This window comes from Streptomyces sp. SX-6 (assembly GCF_059089585.1).
This window is the reverse complement of the sequence record NZ_JBTHHU010000015.1, coordinates 45,119-65,020: the sequence shown is the minus strand read 5'-3', so window position 1 is coordinate 65,020 and position 19,902 is coordinate 45,119. Positions and strand designations below refer to the sequence as shown.

Here is a 19,902-nt window from a genome sequence, read left to right as displayed (position 1 = left end):
GCCGAGCATAGAACGTGTATCGAATGGCCAAAGGCGGACTTCCGCGCTCCCGAACGGCTGCTAGCCTTGGCCTCTGGTCAGGGAGTTACGTCCGTCCCCCAGCGGGACCGGCCGGAGGAGGTGGGGCTGCGGTGGATCCTAGTCGACCGTGCAGTACCGACGGCTCTTCCGTCCTCCCGCTCCGGACGCGCGACTTGTGAACTGAGACGTTCCCCGAGAAGTCCCTTCGCGCCCGCAGCAGTTGAACGGGAGCGCTGTCCTTCCGCCCCTCTCGCACGTTTTCCGCGAAGTTCTCCGCGAACGCCGTCCGCCCCGCGCACCGCGCGAAGCGCCGCCTGCTTTGCGGACGTACGCCCGTTTGCGGCCACGTCCTCGTTCCCGGCAGCGTTGCGCCCGTGCCCCGGTGGCCGGCCCGTGAATGGAGCCAGCCTTGTCGATGATCCGTGACCTCCGTGCCGTCGTCCGTCCCGCCCTGCGCCGGGCCGAACCCCCGTACCCGTACGACACTTCGTGCGGCGGCACTTCCCGCAGCAGCGCCATCGTGGACTGCGCCGTCTACCGCGAGGGCAAGCGCGCGAGTGCGCACTGCAGCCCGGCGGAGGCGATGCGCGCGGTGCGCGCGGAGGGCGGCTTCGCGTGGATAGGGCTACACGAGCCGACGGAGCCGGAGTTCGCCGACATCGCCAAGGAGTTCGGGCTGCACCCGCTGGCCGTGGAGGACGCGGTGCACGCGCACCAGCGGCCGAAGCTCGAGCGGTACGACGACACCCTGTTCACCGTCTTCAAGACGATCCACTACGTCGAGCACGCCGAACTCACCGCCACCAGCGAGGTGGTGGAGACCGGCGAGGTGATGTGCTTCACCGGCGCGGACTTCATCATCACCGTCCGGCACGGCGGCCAGGGCTCGCTGCGCGCCCTGCGGCTGCGCTTGCAGGACGACCCGCAGCTGCTCGCCAAGGGGCCCTCCGCGGTGCTGCACGCGATCGCCGACCAGGTGGTCGACGGCTACATAGCGGTGGCCGACGCCGTGCAGAACGACATCGACGAGGTCGAGATCGACGTCTTCTCCAACTCGCGCGGCGGCGACGCGGGCCGTATCTACCAGCTCAAGCGCGAGGTGCTGGAGTTCAAGCGGGCCGTCACCCCGCTGATGCGGCCGATGCAGCTGCTGAGCGAGCGGCCGATGGGGCTGGTGGCGCCGGACATCCAGAAGTACTTCCGGGACGTCGCCGACCATCTGGCGCGCGTGCACGAGCAGGTGGTCTCCTTCGACGACCTGCTCAACTCGATCCTCCAGGCCAACCTCGCGCAGGCGTCCGTCGCCCAGAACGAGGACATGCGCAAGATCACCTCCTGGGCGGCGATCTGCGCGGTACCGACGATGATCGCCGGGGTCTACGGCATGAACTTCAAATACATGCCGGAGCTGGGCTGGAAGTACGGCTACCCCGCCGTCATGGTCCTCACGGTGGCGATCTGTGTGACGATCCACCGCGGCTTCAAGCGGAACGGCTGGCTGTAGCGCTCCTGCGGTCGGCCAGGATCACCAGGGCCAGGCCCGCCAGGATCACCCCGAGCGCGGGCCAGGCCGCGGCCGGCGGCTGCTGCCCCAGCCAGAGCCCGGCGATGAGGGCGGCTCCCGGCGTCTCCAGCAGGATCGCCGTCGAAGTGACGGACGGGCCGAGGCTCTTGACGACCCGGTTGATGAGCGAGTGGCCGAGCAGCTGCGCGGTGACGGTGAGCAGCGCGAGTTTCGACCAGTCCGTCCCGGCGTAGCCGCCGAGCGAGGTGCCGCTGACCAGGCAGGCACCGAGCAGCAGCACGGCCGTGGTGGAGTAGCAGACGAACGAGTACGCGATGGTGCTCGCCGTCCGGCGCACCTCGGCGCCGAGCAGGACGTACCCGGCGGCGGCCATGCCGCCCACGAGCGCGAGCGCGTCCCCGGCCAGGGCGCGCGGCGAGGCGGAGAAGTCGACGCCGGTGAGGATCACCACGCCGAGGAAGGCGAGTGCGGCACCGCCCCACACGAGCCCGGCCTGGCGCCGGCCGCGCAGCCGCAGCAGGAGCATCGTCCAGATCGGGGTCGTGGTGACGAGCGCGGTCGAGGAGGCGACCGACGTCATCCGCAGGCTCGGCAGCCAGAGCCCGAAGTGCAGGGCGAGCAGGGAGCCCGCGGCGACCGCGAGGAGCACCGCCCGGCGGCCGATCGTCCGCAGCTCCGTGCGGTGCCGTGCGAGGACCAGGGGCGTGAGCGCCGCGACGCCCATCGCATTGCGCCAGAACGCGATGGCGAGCGAGGGGACGGCGGTGGCCGCGATGAGCGGGGCCGAGAGCGAGACCATGGCGACGGCCACGGCCAGGAGGACGAACTCCGTACGGAGCGCGGGCGGCGCCGGTGTCCCGGAGGCGGAGAGACCGGTCGACGGCGCTGCGCTTCGCGTACGGGCATCACTCACTTCTCGAGCGTATGCGTATGCGTCGCACAGTGTCACCAGGAAGCGTTGTCACCAGGCAGCGTTGTCTCCAGGAGCGGGACCGTAGGGTGGGCGCATGACGCTGACGCAGGCACTAGTCGAAGAGGCCACCAAGAAGTCCGGCCTCATCTGGGTGCAGGGTCCCGAGGGGGCCGCCCGGGCCCTGTGGCACGTCTGGCACGAGGGCGCCGCCCACCTCGTCGGCGGCCCCGGCGAACAGCCGCTGGACGGCCTCGGCCTCACCGACGGCGGCACGGCCGCCGTGACCGTGCGCAGCAAGGACAAGGGCGGCCGGCTCGTCACCTGGACCGCCCGGGTCGCCGAACTGCCCCCGCGCGGCGAGGCGTGGACGGGCGCCGTCGCCGAGCTCAAGGGCAAGCGGCTCAACGCCGTGGACGCGGACGGCATCGAGGACCGGTGGGCCGACGGCTGCCGGATCCTGCGGCTCGAGCCCACGGGCGCGACGGCCGGCCTGCCGGACGGCCCGCTCACCGCCGTACCGCTCGCCACGTCCGCGACGACCCGAGGACCGGTCCCGGCGGCCCTGCCGAAGCTGCTCCGCAGAGGACGGCGTTAACTGCCGGTGGGAATCTTCTTGCCGTAGTCGAGCTGCTGCCCCTTCGCCGGGACGGCCAGTGCGAAATCCTTTCCCCAGTCGCCCAGTTCGACCTGTCCCGCTCCGCCCGGACGCCGGACGCGCAGCGGGTAGGGCGTCCCGCTCAGGGAGACGTCGAGCATCCCGCCGGAGCCCTTGTCGTCGGCGCCGTTGACGCGGACCGAGCGGACGCCGCCCACGGTCCCGTGCTCGCCGCGCAGCAGCTTGCCGTGCAGCCCGAGCAGGCCGTCGAGCAGGACGTCCTTGTCGGTGAAACCTCTCAGCCGGTGGTAGGACGGGTCACCCGACGGCACCTTCACGTACTTGCCGCCCAGCTTGTCGGCCGCGGTGCCGTCCCCCTTGCCGTCCGGGCTCTTGGACGGCGCCGGTGCGGCGGTCTTCGTGTTCGTACCGCCGTCGCCCCGCGCCCAGAAGGCCGGGTTCGCCTTCAGGAAGAGGTCGTCCCCGACCCTCAGCAGCTCGAACGCGACGGTGTCGGAGGAGACCCGGCCCGTGCCGCCGCTCTTCTTGAGCCGCATGTCGATCCGGTACGTGCGCTGCCCGCTGATGACGCTGCCCGACAGATGGACCGCCTCCGCAGCCCGGGCGGCGGCCTGCGCCTTCTCCTGGATCGCGGCGGCACGCAGCTTGCCGACGCCGTTGGTGCCCGCATCGGGATCCTCGCCACCGCCACAGGCCACGAGGGCGGTGGACAGCCCCACGCACAAGGCCACGACGGGAACGGTGTTCCGGGTTCGCACCTTCGCTCATGCCTCCTGTTGCAGGTGGAGTACGGCAGCGTACTCGCGCCCTGCGGTGCCCGTGCCGGGCACGTCCCGTACGAGACCGCCCTGCGGCAGTGCGGAACCGGCCACGTTAGCCTGATCGGGACATCACCCACAGCGGACGGTACCGAGGAGGTGCGCACGGCATGGCGGCGAGCGCCAGGGTGTTCGTATCCCATCTCTCCGGAGTGGCCGTCTTCGACCCCAACGGCGACCGGGTCGGCCGGGTCCGCGACGTCGTGGCGATGCTGCGCGTCGGCGCCCGTCCGCCGCGCGTCCTCGGGCTGGTCGTGGAGGTCCCGGGCCGCAGGCTCGTCTTCCTGCCCATGACCCGGGTGACCGGCGTGGAGTCCGGCCAGGTGATCACCACCGGCGTGATCAACATGCGGCGCTTCGAACGGCGCCCCACCGAGACCCTGGTCCTCGGCGAACTCCTCGACCGCCGGGTGCGGATGGTGGATTCGGGGGACGAGGTCACGGTCCTCGACGTCTCGATCACCCAGCTCCAGTCCCGCCGCGACTGGGAGATCGACAAGGTCTTCGTACGCCGCGGCAAGGGCGGCACGTGGAGCCGCAAGGGCGAGACGCTGACCGTCGAGTGGTCGCAGGTCACCGGCTTCTCCCTCGAGGAGCACGGGCAGGGCGCGGCCAACCTCCTGGCGACCTTCGAGCAGCTGCGCCCCGCCGACCTCGCCAATGTCCTCCACCACCTCTCCCCCAAGCGGCGGGCCGAGGTGGCCGCGGCCCTGGACGACGCCCGCCTCGCGGACGTCCTGGAGGAGCTGCCGGAGGACGACCAGGTCGAGATCCTCGGCAAGCTCCAGGAGGAGCGCGCCGCCGACGTCCTCGAGGCCATGGACCCCGACGACGCCGCCGACCTGCTCTCCGAGCTCCCCGAGGACGACAAGGAACGCCTGCTGACGCTGATGGAGCCCGGCGACGCGGCGGACGTCCGGCGGCTCATGGCCTACGAGGAGCGCACGGCGGGCGGCCTGATGACCACCGAGCCGATCGTGCTGCGCCCGGACGCGACCATCGCCGACGCCCTCGCCCGCATCCGCAACCCCGACCTCTCCCCCGCGCTCGCCGCGCAGGTGTACGTCTGCCGTCCCCCGGACGAGACGCCGACCGGCAAGTACCTGGGCATCGTCCACTTCCAGAAGCTGCTGCGCGACCCGCCGTTCGTGCTCGTCGGCGCGGTCGTCGACACCGATCTGCAGCCGCTGGCGCCGGACACCCCGCTGCCGGCCGTCACCAGCTACCTCGCCACGTACAACCTGGTCGCCGCGCCCGTCGTGGACACGAGCGGCTCACTGCTCGGCGCGGTCACCGTCGACGACGTCCTGGACCACCTGCTCCCGGACGACTGGCGGGAGACCGAACTCCACGCCCATCCCCGGGGGATGAACGATCTGCCGGAGGGCACCCATGGCCCCTGACCGCATGCGTGACCACGACCGGCGCGGCGAGCACGGCAAACACCGTGGCCTCGCGGTGCCGGTGGAGTGGACGACGGCCCCGCCGTCCCAGCGCGTACGGCTCGACCAGCCGAAGGCACGGCGACGGCGCTGGCTGCCGGAGTACAGCCCCGAGGCCTTCGGCAAGATGTCGGAGGAGATCGCCCGCTTCCTGGGCACCGGGCGGTTCATCGTCTGGATGACCGTCCTCATCGTGCTGTGGGTGGTGTGGAACACCTCCGCGCCCCGCCACCTGCGGTTCGACGAGTACCCGTTCATCTTCCTGACCCTGGTGCTCTCCCTCCAGGCCTCCTACGCGGCACCGCTGATCCTGCTGGCGCAGAACCGGCAGGACGAGCGGGACCGCGTCAACCTGGAGCAGGACCGCGAGCAGAACGAGCGGTCCATCGCGGACACCGAGTACCTGACGCGGGAGATCGCCGCGCTGCGCACGGGACTCGGCGAGGTCGCGACGCGGGACTGGATCCGCTCGGAGTTCCATGAATTGATCAAGGAGATGGAGCAGCGGCGGATATTCCCGCAGGAGAGTGAGGAACGCGACCGCTGACGGCCCTTCCCGGGGTGTCGGTGGGGCGCCGTACCATCGGGTCATGGCTACCGAAACCCATGCCCCCGCACCCGCCGAAGAGGCGGTCCGCGCCGCCCTCGCGACGGTGAACGACCCCGAGATCCACCGGCCGATCACCGAACTGGGCATGGTCAAATCCGTGGACATCACGCCGGACGGCGCGGTCGCGGTGGCGGTGTACCTGACGGTCTCGGGCTGCCCCATGCGCGAGACGATCACGGCCAACGTGCGCGACGCCGTCGCGGGCGTCGAGGGCGTCACGAGCGTCTCCGTCGAGCTCGACGTGATGAGCGACGAGCAGCGGCGCGAGCTCGCCACCGCGCTCCGCGGCGGCCAGGCCGAGCGCGAGGTGCCCTTCGCCAGGCCCGGTTCCCTGACCCGGGTCTATGCCGTGGCCTCCGGCAAGGGCGGCGTCGGCAAGTCCTCGGTGACCGTCAACCTCGCCGCCGCGATGGCGGCCGACGGCCTCAAGGTCGGCGTCGTGGACGCGGACATCTACGGCCACTCCGTGCCGCGCATGCTGGGCGCCGACGGCCGGCCCACCCAGGTCGAGAACATGATCATGCCGCCGTCGGCGAACGGCGTGAAGGTCATCTCGATCGGCATGTTCACCCCGGGCAACGCCCCGGTCGTGTGGCGCGGCCCGATGCTGCACCGCGCGCTCCAGCAGTTCCTCGCGGACGTCTACTGGGGCGACCTCGACGTGCTGCTGCTCGACCTGCCCCCGGGCACCGGCGACATCGCCATCTCCGTCGCCCAGCTGGTGCCCAACGCCGAGATCCTGGTGGTGACGACGCCTCAGCAGGCCGCCGCCGAGGTCGCCGAGCGCGCCGGCTCCATCGCCGTGCAGACCCACCAGAAGATCGTCGGCGTCGTGGAGAACATGTCCGGGCTGCCCTGCCCGCACTGCGACGAGATGGTCGACGTCTTCGGCACCGGCGGCGGCCAGACGGTCGCCGACGGCCTGACCCGCACCACGGGCGCCACCGTGCCCGTCCTGGGCTCCATCCCGATCGACGTGCGCCTGCGCGAAGGCGGCGACGACGGCAAGCCCGTCGTGCTGAGCGACCCGGACTCCCCGGCGGGCAGCGCGCTGCGCGCCATCGCGGGCAAGCTGGGCGGGCGGCAGCGCGGACTGTCCGGCATGTCGCTCGGCATCACGCCGCGCAACAAGTTCTGACCGGCTACCGGCGTGCGTAGTCGGTGATGTCCTTCACCACCGTGAAGCCCATGCCGTACGCGCTCATGCCGCGCCCGTAGGCCCCGATGTTCACCCCGGTGCCCTCGGCCGACCCGGCGAGGACCCAGCCGTAGTCGGACTCGCGGTAGCGGAAGTCCGTCGCCACGCCGTCGACCGGCAGCGAGAGGGTGGACCACGGGGCCTCGTCGAGCCGGTCGGCCAGCTCCCAGGCGAGGGCGGTCTGCTGGTCGAGCCAGTTCTGCCGCAGGGCCCGCTCCATCCGGGCGGGCCAGGTGTACGACAGCAGACCGGCACCGGCGAGCCAGGCCGCCGAGGACACCGAGGTGGCCTCGAGCACTCCGGTGCCGTCCGCGCTGCGCCGCACCGGGCGGCTGGCGACGGTCACGACGACCGCGAAGCGCTGGGCGCCGGAGTACTTCTCGGTCCCGGCCGCCTTGTCGGGTTTGCCGTTCCAGTCGGCACGGAGCGTGGGTTCCGTGCCGTGCCCGGTCGAGCCGTGCTCGACGGTGCCGTCGGCGGCGGTGCCCACCTGCATCGGCCAGCGCGGTCCGGTGAACGCCTCGTCCAGGCCGTACCAGGGGAAGGCGGCGAGCAGATAGCCGTCGACCGACCGCCGGGTGCCGGGTCCGCCCTGTGGCACTTCCTGTGCCGTCGTCTCCATCTGCGCGGTGCCTCCTCGTTGCCCCGTGGTCGTGGCCAGCCCGTCACGGCGGGCGACATCCCCCAAACAAAGGGAGAATAGCCACCCCCGTCAATGGGGCCCGGCAGGTGAGGCTCAGGTGGCGTCGGAGTCGAACGGAGGCCGCTCGCCCGGCTGCAGCCGCTCCGGCTTCTTGCGCAGGTCGGGGCCCGGGGCGGGAGCGGACGACCCGGCGGAGCTGTCCGAGGTACCGGAAGTTCCGTGGACGCTGTCCCGCATCGCTTCCCTGACCTCGCCCATGTCCGCCATCTCGGACTTCAGGTCGAAGCCGTTGCGGATCTCCTGGAGCCCGAGCTCCTCGCGCTCCAGCAGCTGCTTGCGCACAAAGGTCTTGGGGTGGAGGTCCTCGAACTCGAAGTCCTTGAACTCGGGGCCCAGCTCGGCGCGGATGTCCTGCTTGGCGTTCTCGGAGAACTGCCGGATCTTGCGCAGGGTGCGCGACACGTCCTGGATCATCTTCGGCAGCTTGTCCGGCCCGAAAAGGAGCACAGCGAGGACGACGAGCGCCAACAGCTCGGGGAGTCCCAGGGAGAACACCTTGCAAGCTCCTTGATACGTGAGTGGCCACGGTTCAGGCCGTCTATCACGGTACCTGGCCCGGCCGCCCGTCCGGGAGACACCTGGGCCAACAACAGGCCAACGCCCTCGCGACGATCAGCTCGCACCGGCGCTGCCAAGGGTCAGCTGGACGATCTGCTCCTTGCCGTCCCGCTCCACGGTGAGGGCGAGCCGGTCGCCCGGGCGGTGGCTGCGGATCTTGACGATCAGCTCCCGGCCGCTGTGCACGGGGACGTCGTCGATCTTCTTGATGACGTCCTGGGGGCGGATGCCCGCCTTGTCCGCGGGGCCGCCGGGGGTGACGGCCCCGCTGCCGCCGGAGCCCTTGGAATTCACCCGGGCACCGTCGCCCGCGTACTCCATGTCGAGCGAGACCCCGATCACCGGGTGAGTGGCCCGGCCGGTGTTGATGAGCTCCTCGGCCACACGCCTGGCCTGGTTGATCGGTATGGCGAAGCCCAGCCCTATGCTGCCGCCCTGGGCGCCGGAGGTGGAGTCGCCCGCGGAGCGGATGGCGCTGTTGATGCCGATCACCCGGGCCTGGGAGTCCACCAGCGGGCCGCCGGAGTTGCCGGGGTTGATCGGGGCGTCGGTCTGCAGCGCGTCGACATAGCTGATGTCGCTGCCGTCCTGCTTGTGCCCGCCGGCCGTGATCGGACGCTCCTTGGCGCTGATGATGCCGGTGGTGACCGTGCCCGCGAGATCGAAGGGGGCGCCGATGGCGACCACGGAGTCCCCGACGCGCACGGAGTCGGAGTTCCCCAGGGGCAGCGGGGTCAGCCCCGAGACCCCCGAGACCTTGACCACGGCCAGGTCGTAGCCGCCGTCCCGGCCCACGACGGTGGCCTTGGCGGTCTGGCCGCCGTTGAACGTCACGGTGATCGTGCCGTCCGTGCCGGCCGGCTCGACGACGTGGTTGTTGGTGAGGATGTGCCCCTGCTTGTCCAGCACGAAGCCGGTGCCGGTGCCCTGGGCGCTGCTGCCGCGCACGTGGATCGTCACCACGCCGGGCAGGGCGCGTGCCGCGATGCCGGCGACGCTCCCCGACTCGCGGTCGCCCTGCTGGGCGGGGGCCTGCGGGAGCGTCACGCGGTGCCCGCCGATGCTGCCGTCCCGCTCCAGATACGACCCGATCGCCCCGCCGGCCACACCGGACACGAGCGCGATGAGCACGGCCCCGGCGACGATGCGCCCACGCGTCAGCGTCTTCGTCTTCACGGGCCCGCGACTGCCGTCCGGCGGGGGCGATGCGTACAGCGCGTGCGGTGTCTGCGGCGCGTATGACAGGTGCGGCACGTGGGTGTGCTGCTGCCGGGCAACGGCCCAGGGGTCGTACCGCCAGGGCCCGCCGGGGGCGGGGGGTACGGAGGGCGCGCCGGGGGCGCCGGGGGCGCCGGGGGCGGGTACGCCTTGCGAGGTGGGTACGCCCTGCGGGGCGGGGATGCCGGGGGTGCCTTGCGGGGCAGGTACGTCCTGGGGTGCCGGTGCGCCGGGAATGCCCTGCTGGGCGGGTACGCCCTGCGTGCCCGGTACGCCGGGTGCGCCGTGGGTGACGTGGGCGTCCAGAGGGACGGGGGTGCCTTGCGGGGCCGGAGCGCCGGAGGTGCCCTGCCGGGCAGGTACGTCCTGCGGTGCCGGTGCGGCGGGCACGCCGTGCGCAAGGGAAATGCCGGGTGCGCCAGGGGCGGCGTGGGCGCCCGGTGGGACGGGTGCGCTCCGCGGGACCGGTGGCGCGGGAAGTGCGGCGTGGGTGGCGGGCCCGCCCGCCGGGGCGGGCGGCACCGGCGTCCCCGGCGGCACGGTCGCCCCCGCTTCCGGGCGCTGGACCGGCGGCGCGGGGGCCCAGGGGCCGGGGTGGCCGTACGGGGGCGTGCCGTAGGGATCCCGGGCGTGAGCCGGGGCAGCCGGTACCCCGTCGGCAGGCGTCACCGCAGGCGTCACCGAGGCATCCGCCTCCGCGGTCCAGTCCAGCTCCCGGCGCGGGCGGTTCCACCAGTGCGGCTTGGGACCGGTGCCCGCAGTGCTGCGCTCGTCCATCGCTTTCCCCCCAACAAGTCGGCGCGACCCACCTGCGATTCAACCAGGTGCCGCCCGGCGCACACAGCCGCCCCGACCTGTCGGAAAGTCAGCGAGCCGCGACGAACCTGTCCGGTGTCGGAAGGGCCGGCGGAACGACGCGGGACGCGCGCATCAGCGGGGGCAGCACGGGCGCGGTGCGCAGGAGCGACAGCGCGGCCGCCGCCGCGGCCGAACCCGCGGCCGTCGGCACCGTGGTCGGCCCCAGCACCAGCGAGGTGGCGGCCGCCCGAGGATCCTCGCCCCGGGCCCCGGGGGTCTCGACGGCCGTCTCGAGCGGCTGCGCGCCGACGAGCGCGAAGGCGGCTATCGACACCGCTCCCGCCGCCGCGAAGGCAAAACGGCGCCGGCCGCGCGAGCGCCCGACGTCATGGGTCCTGAAGCCGCGCTCACGGGGCCTCGGGGCGGTGGCCGGAAGCAGGGCGAAGGCCTCGGCCCGCACGCCGAAACCGCCTTTTCCCGGGCCACCGGAGCCGTGCCCGCCCTCCCGTGGGTCGTCGCCGGCGCCGGGCAGACCCTGCAGCCGGGCGAGCAGCCCCTCGGACAGCGGCGGAGGCGCCGCTTCCGCGAACACGCTTTTGAGCCGACGCTGCGCGTCGGCTTCCGCTTTGCATTTCCAGCAGGTCGCCAGGTGCGCCAGCACCCGCTCCCGCAGATCGTGCCCCAACTCCCCGTCGACCAGGGCCGCGAGGCGGTCGCCGAGATGCTGCTCGGCGGGGGACTGACCGCCTGAACCGGTCACGCGATCCCGACCTCCCCTCCCAGAGGAACGCCGGAGCCCACCGCCGTCACGGCACGCTGCTCGGCCCGGGCGGCGGGCGAGCGGTGCCGGAGCGCCTTGCGCAGGTGGGAGCGGCCACGGTGGATACGGCTGCGGACGGTGCCGAGCTTCACCCCGAGCGTCGCGGCGATCTCCTCGTACGACAGACCCTCGATGTCGCACAGGACGACCGCGGCGCGGAACTCCGGGGCGAGCGTGTCCAGCGCCTGCTGGACGTCCGCCTCGAAGTGCGTGTCGTTGAAGTGCTGCTGGGGGGACGGCTCACGGCTGGGGAGCCGCTCCGCCGCGTCCTCGGCCAGCGCGTCGAAGCGGATGCGCTGACGGCGCCGGACCATGTCGAGGAAGAGGTTGGTGGTGATGCGGTGCAGCCACCCCTCGAACGTGCCCGGGGTGTAGGTGGACAGCGAGCGGAAGACGCGGACGAAGACCTCCTGCGTGAGGTCCTCGGCGTCGTGCTGGTTGCCGGTGAGGCGGTAGGCGAGGCGGTAGACCCGTGCGCTGTGCGTGCTGACGATCTCCTCCCAGGTGGGAGGAGTCCACGCCTGCGCATCCGCGTCGGTGGCGAAAGTCGCGGTGGCGGAGTCCGGAGTGCGCGGGTGGTCAGCGGTGTTGGTCACGGATTTCGGCTCGACGGCGGACCTGCGAAAGCGCTTCAGCACTCTCCGACGGTCGACGGCCGTAGCCGCACCTCCCCTGTCGGCTCTGGTGGTGTCCAGTGGAGCCCCTACCATATCCACCTCGCCCGTTAGCTCCGGATAAGGAATTTTGACCTGCTTTTTGGTCTGGGTCTCCACCCTCCCGTCCAACCCTCCCTCCCCTTGAACGCACGGTCCCATCTGCGGGTTCCCGGGGTCAGCGGATACAGTCACGGTTGCGTCGACACATGGGGACAGGAGAGGGCCATTACCGGCAACCGGCAGACGAGCTGGGCGTTCGCCGAGGCTTACGGCGTCGAGCACATCGATGACGCCGCACTGCGGTGGGCCCGCGACCGGGCCCTCGAGACCGGGCTGCGCTCCGTGACGTCCGGCACCGGCTCGGCGCTGCGCCTGCTCGCCGCGTCCGTCGACGCCAAGGCCGTCGCCGAGATCGGCACGGGCACCGGGGTCTCGGGCATCCATCTCCTGCACGGCATGCGGCCCGACGGGGTGCTGACGACGGTCGACAGCGACCCGGAGTGCCAGCAGTTCGCCCGGCAGGCGTTCCGCGCCGCCGGCTTCGCCGGCAACAGGGCGCGCTTCATCCCGGGCCGCGCGCTGGAGGTGCTGCCGCGCCTGGCCGACGGCGGATACGACCTGGTGTTCTGCGACGGCGACCGGCTGGAGTACCTCGACTATCTAGCGGAATCGTTGCGCCTGCTGCGGCCCGGCGGACTCGTCTGTTTCGAGGGCCTCTTCGCGGACGGCCGCACCGTCGACACCGCCGCCCAGCCCGCCGAGGTGCAGCGGCTGCGCGAACTGCTGCGCACCGTACGGGAGTCGACGGTGCTGCTGCCGTCCCTGCTGCCCGTGGGCGACGGGCTGCTGTGCGCCGTCCGGCGCGGCTGACGGCACGGGCCCGGTACACCGCTGCCCCGGAGCCGGAATCCGGCGCCGGGGCAGACGGGAGAAAAGCGCTGCGGAAAGCAGACGCGTCAGCCGACGACCTGCTTCAGGGCGTCTCCGAGGGCCGCGGCCTCATCCGGGGTCAGCTCGACGACGAGACGACCGCCGCCTTCGAGCGGAACCCGCATGACGATGCCCCGCCCCTCCTTGGTCACCTCGAGCGGGCCGTCGCCCGTCCGCGGCTTCATGGCCGCCATGCTCGTTCCCCTTCCTGAAACCAGCCCGTCGCAGCCGACAACCCAGGTGTCACCGGCATCGAACACATTGCTTCCAGGCCATTATCCCGCATCGTGCGACCCAATGACCAACATCGGTGGGCATCCCTTCGGCAACACTCTCCGGCAAAACCACTCAATTCGGCGATTGAGCCGCAGTTGCGCACCAACTCCGTCACCGCACGGGAGCTCGATTTTTTGACACACGTCACATACCGGCTCCGGAGGATCTGCGGCAGGCTGGCCGCTGACTGTTGCCGACCCCACACGAACGTGAAGGAGACCGCACATGGCCGACACCGTGCTGTACGAGGTGACCGACGGACTCGCGACGATCACCCTGAACCGGCCCGACGCCATGAACGCGCTCAACACGGAACTCAAGAACGCGCTGCGGGACACGCTCCGGGACGCGGCGGACGATCCGGCCGTCCGGGCCGTGCTGCTGACCGGCAGCGGCCGTGCCTTCTGTGTGGGCCAGGACCTCAAGGAGCACACCTCACTGCTGGCCGCGGACCCCGAGCACACCATGGACACCGTCCGGGAGCACTACACCCCGATCACCCTGGCCATCGCCGGGATGGCCAAGCCGGTCGTCGCCGGGGTCAACGGGGTCGCCGCGGGCGCGGGCGCGGGCTTCGCCCTCGCCGCCGACTACCGGGTGGTCGCCGACACCGCGTCCTTCAACACCTCGTTCGCGGGGGTCGCGCTCACCGCCGACTCGGGCGTCTCTTGGACCCTGCCCCGCCTCGTCGGCCACGGCCGTGCGATGGACCTGCTGCTCTTCCCCCGCAACGTCAGCGCACAGGAGGCGCACGAACTCGGCATCGCCAACCGGGTCGTGCCCGCCGCGGACCTCGCCGCCGAGGCGGCGGCCGTGGCACGCCGGCTGGCCGAAGGCCCGACCGGCGCCTACGCCGCGCTCAAGACGGCGGTGGCGTACGGCGCGGAGCACTCTCTGGCCGGCACCCTGGCCAAGGAGGAGGAACTCCAGGCCGTGGCCGGTGCCTCCGAGGACCACAGGATCGCCGTGGAGGCGTTCCTGAAGAAGGAGAAGCCGCGCTTCACCGGGCGCTGACCATCGCGCCCCGCACATGACAGTCCGCCAGGTGGTCGTTCACCAATCCGCACGCCTGCATCAGCGCATACGCCGTCGTGGGACCGACGAAGCGGAAGCCGCGCTTCTTGAGCTCCTTCGCCAGCGCCGTGGACTCCGGTGTCACCGCGGGCACTTCGCCGGTCGTGCGCGGGGCGCGCTTCGCCCCGGGCGCGTACGACCAGATCAGGTCGGTCAGCTCGCCCGGGGCCCACTCGGCGGCGACCCTGGCGTTGTTGATCGCCGCGGCGATCTTCGCCCGGTTGCGGATGATGCCCGGGTCGGCCAGCAGCCGCTCGGCGTCGGCGTCCGTGAAGGCCGCCACCTCGGCGATGGAGAACCCGGCGAAGGCGGCGCGGAACCCTTCGCGGCGGCGCAGGATCGTCAGCCAGGACAGCCCGGACTGGAACGCCTCCAGGCAGGTCCGCTCGAAGAGGGCGTCGTCGCCGTGCACCGGGCGGCCCCACTCGGTGTCGTGATACTCGCGGTAGTCGGCCATCGACTCGGCCTCCAGGCCCCAAGGGCACCGCGCCAGCCCGTCCGGCCCCAGGACAACGCCGCTCATGCCCGCCCCTCCCCGGGCTCGTCCTCCGGCTCGTCACCGGCCGCCGGCGGGCGGGCCGCGGCGGCCCGGGCCCCGGCGAGCGCCGCCTCGAGCTCGGCGATCCGGGCGTCCTTCTCGGCCAGCTCGGCACCGATCCGGTCCAGCACGTCGTCCGTCTCGGTCATGCGGTAGCCGCGCGGTGCCATCGGCAGGCGCAGTGCGTCGATGTCGGCCCGGCCCAGCGGCCGGTCGGCGGGCAGCGGCCAGGCGATCCGGTCCGGCGGCGCCTCGGGCAGCACTCCGCCACGCCCGCCGAGCACGGCGAGCGCGACCGCACCGACCACCACGATCAGCGCGATGAGCAAGAACCAGAACACGACCATCTCCCCGTGGATGCCGGTGCACGGATCCGTGAACCGGTCCGTCCTCCCCGATCGTGCCATGCCGCACTGACAGTTAAGGTCGCTGCCGGACCATGGAGAGGGAGCACGAGGAAATGCTGCGGCTGGGACGACGCGAGTTCGGCGCTCACGAACCGGTGATCATGGCGATCGTCAATCGAACGCCCGACTCCTTCTACGACCAGGGCGCCACCTTCAGCGACGAGCCCGCGCTCGCCCGGGTGGACCAGGCCGTCGCGGAGGGTGCCGCGATCATCGACATCGGCGGGGTGAAGGCGGGCCCCGGCGAGGAGGTGACCGCCGAGGAGGAGGCACGGCGCACGGTCGGCTTCGTGGCCGAGGTGCGCAGACGCCATCCGGACATGGTGATCAGCGTGGACACCTGGCGGCACGAGGTCGGCGAGGCGGTCTGCGAGGCGGGCGCGGACCTGCTGAACGACGCCTGGGGCGGGGTGGACCCCCGGCTCGCCGAGGTCGCGGCCCGCCACGGGGCCGGGCTGGTGTGCACGCACGCCGGCGGGGTCGAGCCGCGCACCCGGCCGCACCGGACGACGTACGACGACGTGATGGAGGACATCCTGCACGTGACGCTCGGGCTGGCCGAGCGGGCGGTCGCGCTGGGGGTCCGGCGCGACGGCATCATGATCGACCCGGGGCACGACTTCGGGAAGAACACCCGGCACTCGCTGGAGGCGACCCGGCGGCTGGGCGAGATGACGGAGACGGGCTGGCCCGTCCTGGTCTCCCTGTCCAACAAGGACTTCGTCGGCGAGACGCTCGACAAGCCGGTCAAGGAGCGGCTGCTGGGCACGCTGGCGACGACCGCCGTGTCGGCGTGGCTGGGGGCGCAGGTGTACCGCGTGCACGAGGTCGCGGAGACCCGGCAGGTGCTGGACATGGTGGCGTCCATCGCCGGGCACCGCCCCCCGGCGGTCGCCCGCCGGGGTCTCGCGTAGCGCTACGGCCCCGGGGCGCGGGGCGGCGCCCCGCGTCACCTCCCGCCGCAGCGGCGATCGGCCAGGACAGCGGAGCCCGGCGGTGCCGAACCGGCCGCACCCATGGGGTGAAGACCCGCCGGACAGGCCTACGGCATCAGGCCCGCTTCCTTGGTGACGACCCCGATCGCCTCTTCCACGTCGTCGGTGACGTGGAACAGGTGGAGGTCGCCCGGCCCCACCTTGCCCTGGGCGACGAGGGTGCCCTCGATCCAGTCGACCAGGCCCTTCCAGTAGGCGGTGCCGAACAGCACGATGGGGAAGCGGGTGACCTTCTTCGTCTGCACCAGGGTGAGGGCCTCGAACAGCTCGTCCAGCGTGCCGAGTCCGCCCGGCAGCACGACGAACCCGCTCGCGTACTTCACGAACATGGTCTTTCTGACGAAGAAGTAGCGGAAGTCGACGCCGAGGTTCACATAGGGGTTCATCCCCTGCTCGAAGGGCAGCTCGATGCCCAGCCCGACCGAGACGCCGCCCGCCTCCATGGCGCCCTTGTTCGCGGCCTCCATCGCGCCGGGCCCGCCGCCGGTGATGACCGCGAAGCCCGCCTCGACCAGACCGCGCCCGAGGGCCACCCCCGACGCGTACTCCGCGGCGTCGCTCTTGGTGCGCGCGGAGCCGAACACGCTGATCGCGGGCGGGAGTTCGGCCAGCGCCCCGAAGCCCTCGACGAACTCGGACTGGATGCGCATCACCCGGAAGGGATCCTCGTGCACCCAGTCCGCGGTGCCCCGGGTGTCGAGCAGATGCTGGTCGGTGGTGCCCTGCTGCATCTGGCCGTGGCGGCGCAGCACCGGCCCCCGCCGCTGTTCCTTCCGTGGGCGGATTCCCTCGGAATTGACCATGTCGTGCTCCCTCCGCGAGAAGGATCGTGCCGCTCAGCCTAGGTCACGGGGCCGTCGCCGATCAGGCGCTCAACCAGGCCCGCAGCCGCTCCTCGCAGTGCCGGATCCGGTCCGTGGCCACATGCTCGTCCCGCTTGTGCGCGTAAAGGGCGTCGCCCGGGCCGTAGTTGACGGCGGGTACGCCGAGCGCGCTGAAGCGGGAGACGTCCGTCCAGCCGAACTTGGGCTGGGGGGTGCCGCCCACGGCCTCCATGAAGGCTGCCGCGGCCGGGTGCGAGAGGCCCGGCAGCGCTCCGCCCGAGTGGTCGTCGACGACCAGCTCGTCGACACCGCAGTCGGCGAACACCTCGCGGACGTGCGCGAGGGCTTCCTCCGGGGTGCGGTCCGGCGCGTAGCGGAAGTTCACCGTCACCGTGCAGGCGTCGGGGATGACGTTGTTGGCGACACCGCCCTCGATCCGCACGGCGTTGAGGCCCTCGCGGTACTCGAGACCGTCGATGACGGGCCGTCGGGGCTCGTACGCGGCGAGGCGGGCGAGGATCGGCGACGCGGCGTGGATCGCGTTGCTCCCCATCCAGCTGCGGGCGGAGTGGGCCCGCTCGCCCGTGGTGTGCAGCAGGACGCGCAGGGTGCCCTGGCAGCCGCCCTCGACCTGGGTGTCGGAGGGCTCGAGGAGCACGGCGAAGTCGCCCGCCAGCCAGTCGGGATGGGCCTCGGAGACGCGGCCGAGGCCGTTGAGGTGGGCGGCGACCTCTTCGTTGTCGTAGAAGACGAAGGTGAGGTCGCGGTTGGGCTCGGGGACGGTCGCGGCGATGCGCAGCTGCACGGCGACACCGGACTTCATGTCGCTGGTGCCGCAGCCCCAGAGCACGCCGTTCCCCGCGGCGGAGCCGCTGATGTCACCCGTGAGGCGCGAGGGCACGTTGTCCGCGATGGGGACGGTGTCGATGTGCCCTGCGAGGATGACGCGTTCGGCGCGGCCGAGGTTCGTGCGCGCGACCACGTTGTTGCCGTACCGGTCCACCGTCAGATGCGGCAGCGCGCGCAGCGCCTGCTCGACGGCGTCGGCGAGCTCTTTCTCGTTTCCGCTCACCGACGGGAAGTCGACGAGCCGCGCGGTGAGGGCGGCGGCGTCGAGGGACAGGTCGAGTGCGGCGTGGTCCATAGGGGCGACTCTAACGCCCCGCACCGACAGCGCCGCCCGGCCCGGCGGATCACCGAATCCGTCAAGTAACGTGGGCCGCATGTCCCGGATCTCCGTCACCCGCCGCGGCCGACTGCTGCGCATCGTGGCCGCCTGTGCCGTGCTGTTGGCGCTGATCGGGTATCTCGTGGCCCATTTCGTGACCGGTGGCCCCGGTGCCCCGCGCTGCGTGGCCCAGGCCGACGGCGAGTCGTACTCGCTCGACCCCGAGCAGGCCGGCAACGCCGCGACGATCACGGCCGTGGGCACCACGCGCGGACTGCCGGAGCGGGCCGTGACGATCGCGCTGGCCACGGCCATGCAGGAGTCGGGGCTGCGCAACATCCATCACGGCGACCGCGATTCGCTGGGCCTGTTCCAGCAGCGCCCGACGCAGGGCTGGGGCACGGCGAAGCAGATCACCGATCCGGTGTACTCGGCGGGGGCGTTCTACGACCGCCTGGTCGAGGTGCGGGGCTATTCGCGGCTGCCGCTGACGGTGGCCGCGCAGAAGGTGCAGCACAGCGCCTTCCCGCAGGCGTACGCCAAGCACGAGCCGGACGCGTCCCTGCTCGCCTCGGCCCTGACGGGCCGCCGGGCGACCGCGTTCAGCTGCTCGACGAGCCCGAGCGACGGCAAGCCGGGCGATCCGTCGGCGGTACGGACCGGGCTGAAGCGGGACTTCGGGAAGTCGGTGGAGCCCTCCGCCCCGTCCGGCAGCACGGTGACCGTCCCCGTCCGGCCGGTGCGGGCGGACGACGAGCCGCAGCGGCGCGGCTGGGAGCTGGCGTCCTGGGCGGTGGCGCACGCGGCCGAACTGCGCATCGAGCGCGTCTCCTTCGACGGCCGGGTGTGGACGTCCAAGAACTCCCGCGACGGCTGGCAGCAGGCCTCCAACGACGGCAAGGCGTCCAAGGCACCCAAGGGCACGGACGAATCCGGCGCCGACCCCGTGGCCGCGGTACGGATCACAACCGCCCAGTAGTGCGAACCATCCCCCGCCCGGCGTATGGCCCCGGGCGGGAGGTTGCCGCGCGCGTCACACCCGCGCACACCCCGGGCGCACACGGCGCACCCCTTGAGAACAAAGGGTTGTCACGCTTTTACGTCTCCGACGACCGCGCCTCGTTTGCCCGATTGTTCACAGACCCGATAATGCGACGCATTGCAAACTCTTTACCCAGGGGCACCGCAACCTTCATGGGGCTCGGGCGGTAGTCACAGCGTCCGCTCGCCGGACAGCAATCGACCGCAACCCGTTAACCCGTTCCGTCAAAGGAGCAACATGTCCCTCCCCCTCACGCGTCGGATCGCCCGGGCCGCACTGCTCGTCGCCGCGGCCGCTGCTCCCGTCGCCGCCGCGGCCGGTGCCGCGAACGCCGCGGAACTCCCTGCGGCCCCGAACCTGGGCGGCCTCAGCGCAGTGGACGGTGCGCACGTGGGCAACACCGTCGAATCGGGCACGCAGCAGGCCGGTGCCGCGACGACGGACGTGGCGAACAAGGCTGTCCACACCGCCGGGCCGGCCACCGGCCAGACCCTCGGCACCGCCGGCAAGACCACCAAGGCCGCGCTCGAGCACGGCCAGAAGGCCACGGGCGACCTGGCGGGTGCCACCGGCCAGGCCGTGGGCGGCGCCGCGCAGGGTGCGGCCGGGCACGGCCTCGGCGGCGGCGACCTGCCGGTCAAGACCCTCCCCGGCCTGGGCGGCTGAGCCGGCGGCACACCACGCACAACGCGCGAAGGGGCCCGGGAGATCCACTCCCGGGCCCCTTCGCGTATGCGGTGTACGCGCATCCG

22 protein-coding genes are annotated in these 19,902 nt (G+C 72.1%); 10 read left to right on the top strand and 12 right to left on the bottom strand.

Going from position 1 to position 19,902, the window contains the following annotated elements:
• Nucleotides 1-430: 430 nt before the first annotated feature.
• Nucleotides 431-1,525: a magnesium/cobalt transporter CorA gene (corA, locus tag ACV530_RS19725; RefSeq protein WP_494333859.1), complete on the top strand. Its 1,095-nt coding sequence runs from the start codon at nt 431-433 to the stop codon at nt 1,523-1,525.
• Here the strand turns inward: corA and ACV530_RS19720 are convergent.
• A complete protein-coding gene (locus tag ACV530_RS19720) occupies nt 1,503-2,459 on the bottom strand; it encodes a DMT family transporter (protein WP_494333858.1) in 957 nt (318 codons plus the stop codon). The genes corA and ACV530_RS19720 overlap by 23 nt on opposite strands.
• 94 nt (nt 2,460-2,553) lie before the next feature.
• Here ACV530_RS19720 and ACV530_RS19715 point away from each other — a divergent pair, with 94 nt between their 5' ends.
• Entirely contained in the window at nt 2,554-3,054 is a 501-nt protein-coding gene (locus ACV530_RS19715) for a hypothetical protein (protein ID WP_494333857.1), read from the top strand.
• On the opposite strand, the gene ACV530_RS19710 is transcribed toward ACV530_RS19715, so the two are convergent.
• A complete protein-coding gene (locus ACV530_RS19710; RefSeq protein ID WP_494333953.1) occupies nt 3,051-3,800 on the bottom strand; it encodes a hypothetical protein in 750 nt (249 codons plus the stop codon). The two genes, ACV530_RS19715 and ACV530_RS19710, sit on opposite strands and share 4 nt — an antisense overlap.
• Before the next feature lie 203 nt (nt 3,801-4,003).
• Here ACV530_RS19710 and ACV530_RS19705 point away from each other — a divergent pair, with 203 nt between their 5' ends.
• From ACV530_RS19705 to ACV530_RS19695, 3 genes are read left to right on the top strand one after another with little or no spacing between them, the layout of a single operon-like run.
• A complete protein-coding gene (locus tag ACV530_RS19705; RefSeq protein ID WP_494333856.1) occupies nt 4,004-5,296 on the top strand; it encodes a magnesium transporter MgtE N-terminal domain-containing protein in 1,293 nt (430 codons plus the stop codon).
• Complete coding sequence (locus ACV530_RS19700; protein ID WP_494333855.1) at nt 5,286-5,882, top strand: DUF1003 domain-containing protein; 597 nt, start codon at nt 5,286-5,288, stop codon at nt 5,880-5,882. The genes ACV530_RS19705 and ACV530_RS19700 overlap by 11 nt, the downstream gene beginning before the upstream one ends.
• Before the next feature lie 43 nt (nt 5,883-5,925).
• Nucleotides 5,926-7,083, top strand: a complete 1,158-nt coding sequence (locus ACV530_RS19695; RefSeq protein ID WP_494333854.1) for an Mrp/NBP35 family ATP-binding protein — start codon at nt 5,926-5,928, stop codon at nt 7,081-7,083.
• A gap of 4 nt (nt 7,084-7,087) precedes the next feature.
• Here the strand turns inward: ACV530_RS19695 and ACV530_RS19690 are convergent, their stop codons facing one another.
• The 5 genes from ACV530_RS19690 to sigE form a co-directional block, all read right to left on the bottom strand.
• Nucleotides 7,088-7,765 (bottom strand): hypothetical protein, encoded by a 678-nt coding sequence (locus tag ACV530_RS19690; RefSeq protein ID WP_494333853.1) that lies wholly within the window; start codon nt 7,763-7,765, stop codon nt 7,088-7,090.
• Between the two features lie 114 nt (nt 7,766-7,879).
• Entirely contained in the window at nt 7,880-8,341 is a 462-nt protein-coding gene (locus ACV530_RS19685; RefSeq protein ID WP_494333852.1) for a sec-independent translocase, read from the bottom strand.
• 117 nt (nt 8,342-8,458) lie between these two features.
• A complete protein-coding gene (locus ACV530_RS19680) occupies nt 8,459-10,399 on the bottom strand; it encodes a S1C family serine protease (protein ID WP_494333851.1) in 1,941 nt (646 codons plus the stop codon).
• Nucleotides 10,400-10,487: 88 nt separating this feature from the next.
• Nucleotides 10,488-11,180 carry a zf-HC2 domain-containing protein gene (locus tag ACV530_RS19675; RefSeq protein WP_494333850.1) on the bottom strand — a complete coding sequence of 231 codons (693 nt, stop codon included), beginning with the start codon at nt 11,178-11,180 and terminating at the stop codon, nt 10,488-10,490.
• Nucleotides 11,177-11,950, bottom strand: coding sequence for an RNA polymerase sigma factor SigE (sigE, locus tag ACV530_RS19670; RefSeq protein ID WP_494333849.1), 774 nt, complete (start codon nt 11,948-11,950; stop codon nt 11,177-11,179). The genes ACV530_RS19675 and sigE overlap by 4 nt, the downstream gene beginning before the upstream one ends.
• A 171-nt stretch (nt 11,951-12,121) precedes the next feature.
• Here sigE and ACV530_RS19665 point away from each other — a divergent pair, with 171 nt between their 5' ends.
• Nucleotides 12,122-12,766, top strand: a complete 645-nt coding sequence (locus ACV530_RS19665; RefSeq protein ID WP_494333952.1) for an O-methyltransferase — start codon at nt 12,122-12,124, stop codon at nt 12,764-12,766.
• An 86-nt stretch (nt 12,767-12,852) separates the two neighbouring features.
• Here the strand turns inward: ACV530_RS19665 and ACV530_RS19660 are convergent, their stop codons facing one another.
• On the bottom strand, nt 12,853-13,020 hold the full coding sequence (locus ACV530_RS19660; RefSeq protein WP_424211953.1) for a DUF3117 domain-containing protein: 168 nt from the start codon (nt 13,018-13,020) through the stop codon (nt 12,853-12,855).
• A 307-nt stretch (nt 13,021-13,327) separates the two neighbouring features.
• Here ACV530_RS19660 and chcB point away from each other — a divergent pair, with 307 nt between their 5' ends.
• Nucleotides 13,328-14,116 (top strand): 2-cyclohexenylcarbonyl CoA isomerase, encoded by a 789-nt coding sequence (chcB, locus tag ACV530_RS19655; RefSeq protein WP_494333848.1) that lies wholly within the window; start codon nt 13,328-13,330, stop codon nt 14,114-14,116.
• Here the strand turns inward: chcB and ACV530_RS19650 are convergent.
• The gene (locus ACV530_RS19650; RefSeq protein WP_494333847.1) at nt 14,103-14,699 is read right to left on the bottom strand and encodes a DNA-3-methyladenine glycosylase I; all 597 of its coding nucleotides are present in this window, start codon (nt 14,697-14,699) and stop codon (nt 14,103-14,105) included. The genes chcB and ACV530_RS19650 overlap by 14 nt on opposite strands.
• A complete protein-coding gene (locus ACV530_RS19645; protein ID WP_494333846.1) occupies nt 14,696-15,055 on the bottom strand; it encodes a hypothetical protein in 360 nt (119 codons plus the stop codon). The genes ACV530_RS19650 and ACV530_RS19645 overlap by 4 nt, the downstream gene beginning before the upstream one ends.
• 119 nt (nt 15,056-15,174) lie before the next feature.
• Between ACV530_RS19645 and folP the strand changes: the two genes are divergently transcribed.
• Nucleotides 15,175-16,035, top strand: coding sequence for a dihydropteroate synthase (gene folP, locus ACV530_RS19640; RefSeq protein WP_494333951.1), 861 nt, complete (start codon nt 15,175-15,177; stop codon nt 16,033-16,035).
• Nucleotides 16,036-16,163: 128 nt separating this feature from the next.
• On the opposite strand, the gene ACV530_RS19635 is transcribed toward folP, so the two are convergent.
• Nucleotides 16,164-16,919: an LOG family protein gene (locus ACV530_RS19635; RefSeq protein WP_494333845.1), complete on the bottom strand. Its 756-nt coding sequence runs from the start codon at nt 16,917-16,919 to the stop codon at nt 16,164-16,166.
• Nucleotides 16,920-16,980: 61 nt separating this feature from the next.
• The gene (gene dapE / locus ACV530_RS19630) at nt 16,981-18,084 is read right to left on the bottom strand and encodes a succinyl-diaminopimelate desuccinylase (RefSeq protein WP_494333844.1); all 1,104 of its coding nucleotides are present in this window, start codon (nt 18,082-18,084) and stop codon (nt 16,981-16,983) included.
• 79 nt (nt 18,085-18,163) lie between these two features.
• Between dapE and ACV530_RS19625 the strand changes: the two genes are divergently transcribed.
• A complete protein-coding gene (locus ACV530_RS19625) occupies nt 18,164-19,087 on the top strand; it encodes a VldE C-terminal domain-containing protein (protein WP_494333843.1) in 924 nt (307 codons plus the stop codon).
• Between the two features lie 300 nt (nt 19,088-19,387).
• Nucleotides 19,388-19,816, top strand: a complete 429-nt coding sequence (locus ACV530_RS19620) for an ATP-binding protein (RefSeq protein ID WP_494333842.1) — start codon at nt 19,388-19,390, stop codon at nt 19,814-19,816.
• The last annotated feature ends 86 nt before the right edge of the window (nt 19,817-19,902 follow it).

Bases quoted from the DNA above. Each gene is read 5' to 3' on its own strand.
- dapE (WP_494333844.1), bottom strand. From the start codon at position 18,084: ATGGACCACGCCGCACTCGACCTGTCCCTCGACGCCGCCGCCCTCACC.
- ACV530_RS19705 (WP_494333856.1), top strand. From the start codon at position 4,004: ATGGCGGCGAGCGCCAGGGTGTTCGTATCCCATCTCTCCGGAGTGGCC.
- ACV530_RS19650 (WP_494333847.1), bottom strand. From the start codon at position 14,699: ATGAGCGGCGTTGTCCTGGGGCCGGACGGGCTGGCGCGGTGCCCTTGG.
- ACV530_RS19700 (WP_494333855.1), top strand. From the start codon at position 5,286: ATGGCCCCTGACCGCATGCGTGACCACGACCGGCGCGGCGAGCACGGC.
- ACV530_RS19620 (WP_494333842.1), top strand. From the start codon at position 19,388: ATGTCCCTCCCCCTCACGCGTCGGATCGCCCGGGCCGCACTGCTCGTC.
- sigE (WP_494333849.1), bottom strand. From the start codon at position 11,950: ATGGTAGGGGCTCCACTGGACACCACCAGAGCCGACAGGGGAGGTGCG.
- ACV530_RS19715 (WP_494333857.1), top strand. From the start codon at position 2,554: ATGACGCTGACGCAGGCACTAGTCGAAGAGGCCACCAAGAAGTCCGGC.
- ACV530_RS19625 (WP_494333843.1), top strand. From the start codon at position 18,164: ATGTCCCGGATCTCCGTCACCCGCCGCGGCCGACTGCTGCGCATCGTG.
- ACV530_RS19690 (WP_494333853.1), bottom strand. From the start codon at position 7,765: ATGGAGACGACGGCACAGGAAGTGCCACAGGGCGGACCCGGCACCCGG.
- ACV530_RS19695 (WP_494333854.1), top strand. From the start codon at position 5,926: ATGGCTACCGAAACCCATGCCCCCGCACCCGCCGAAGAGGCGGTCCGC.
- ACV530_RS19635 (WP_494333845.1), bottom strand. From the start codon at position 16,919: ATGGTCAATTCCGAGGGAATCCGCCCACGGAAGGAACAGCGGCGGGGG.
- chcB (WP_494333848.1), top strand. From the start codon at position 13,328: ATGGCCGACACCGTGCTGTACGAGGTGACCGACGGACTCGCGACGATC.
- ACV530_RS19660 (WP_424211953.1), bottom strand. From the start codon at position 13,020: ATGGCGGCCATGAAGCCGCGGACGGGCGACGGCCCGCTCGAGGTGACC.
- ACV530_RS19680 (WP_494333851.1), bottom strand. From the start codon at position 10,399: ATGGACGAGCGCAGCACTGCGGGCACCGGTCCCAAGCCGCACTGGTGG.
- folP (WP_494333951.1), top strand. From the start codon at position 15,175: ATGCTGCGGCTGGGACGACGCGAGTTCGGCGCTCACGAACCGGTGATC.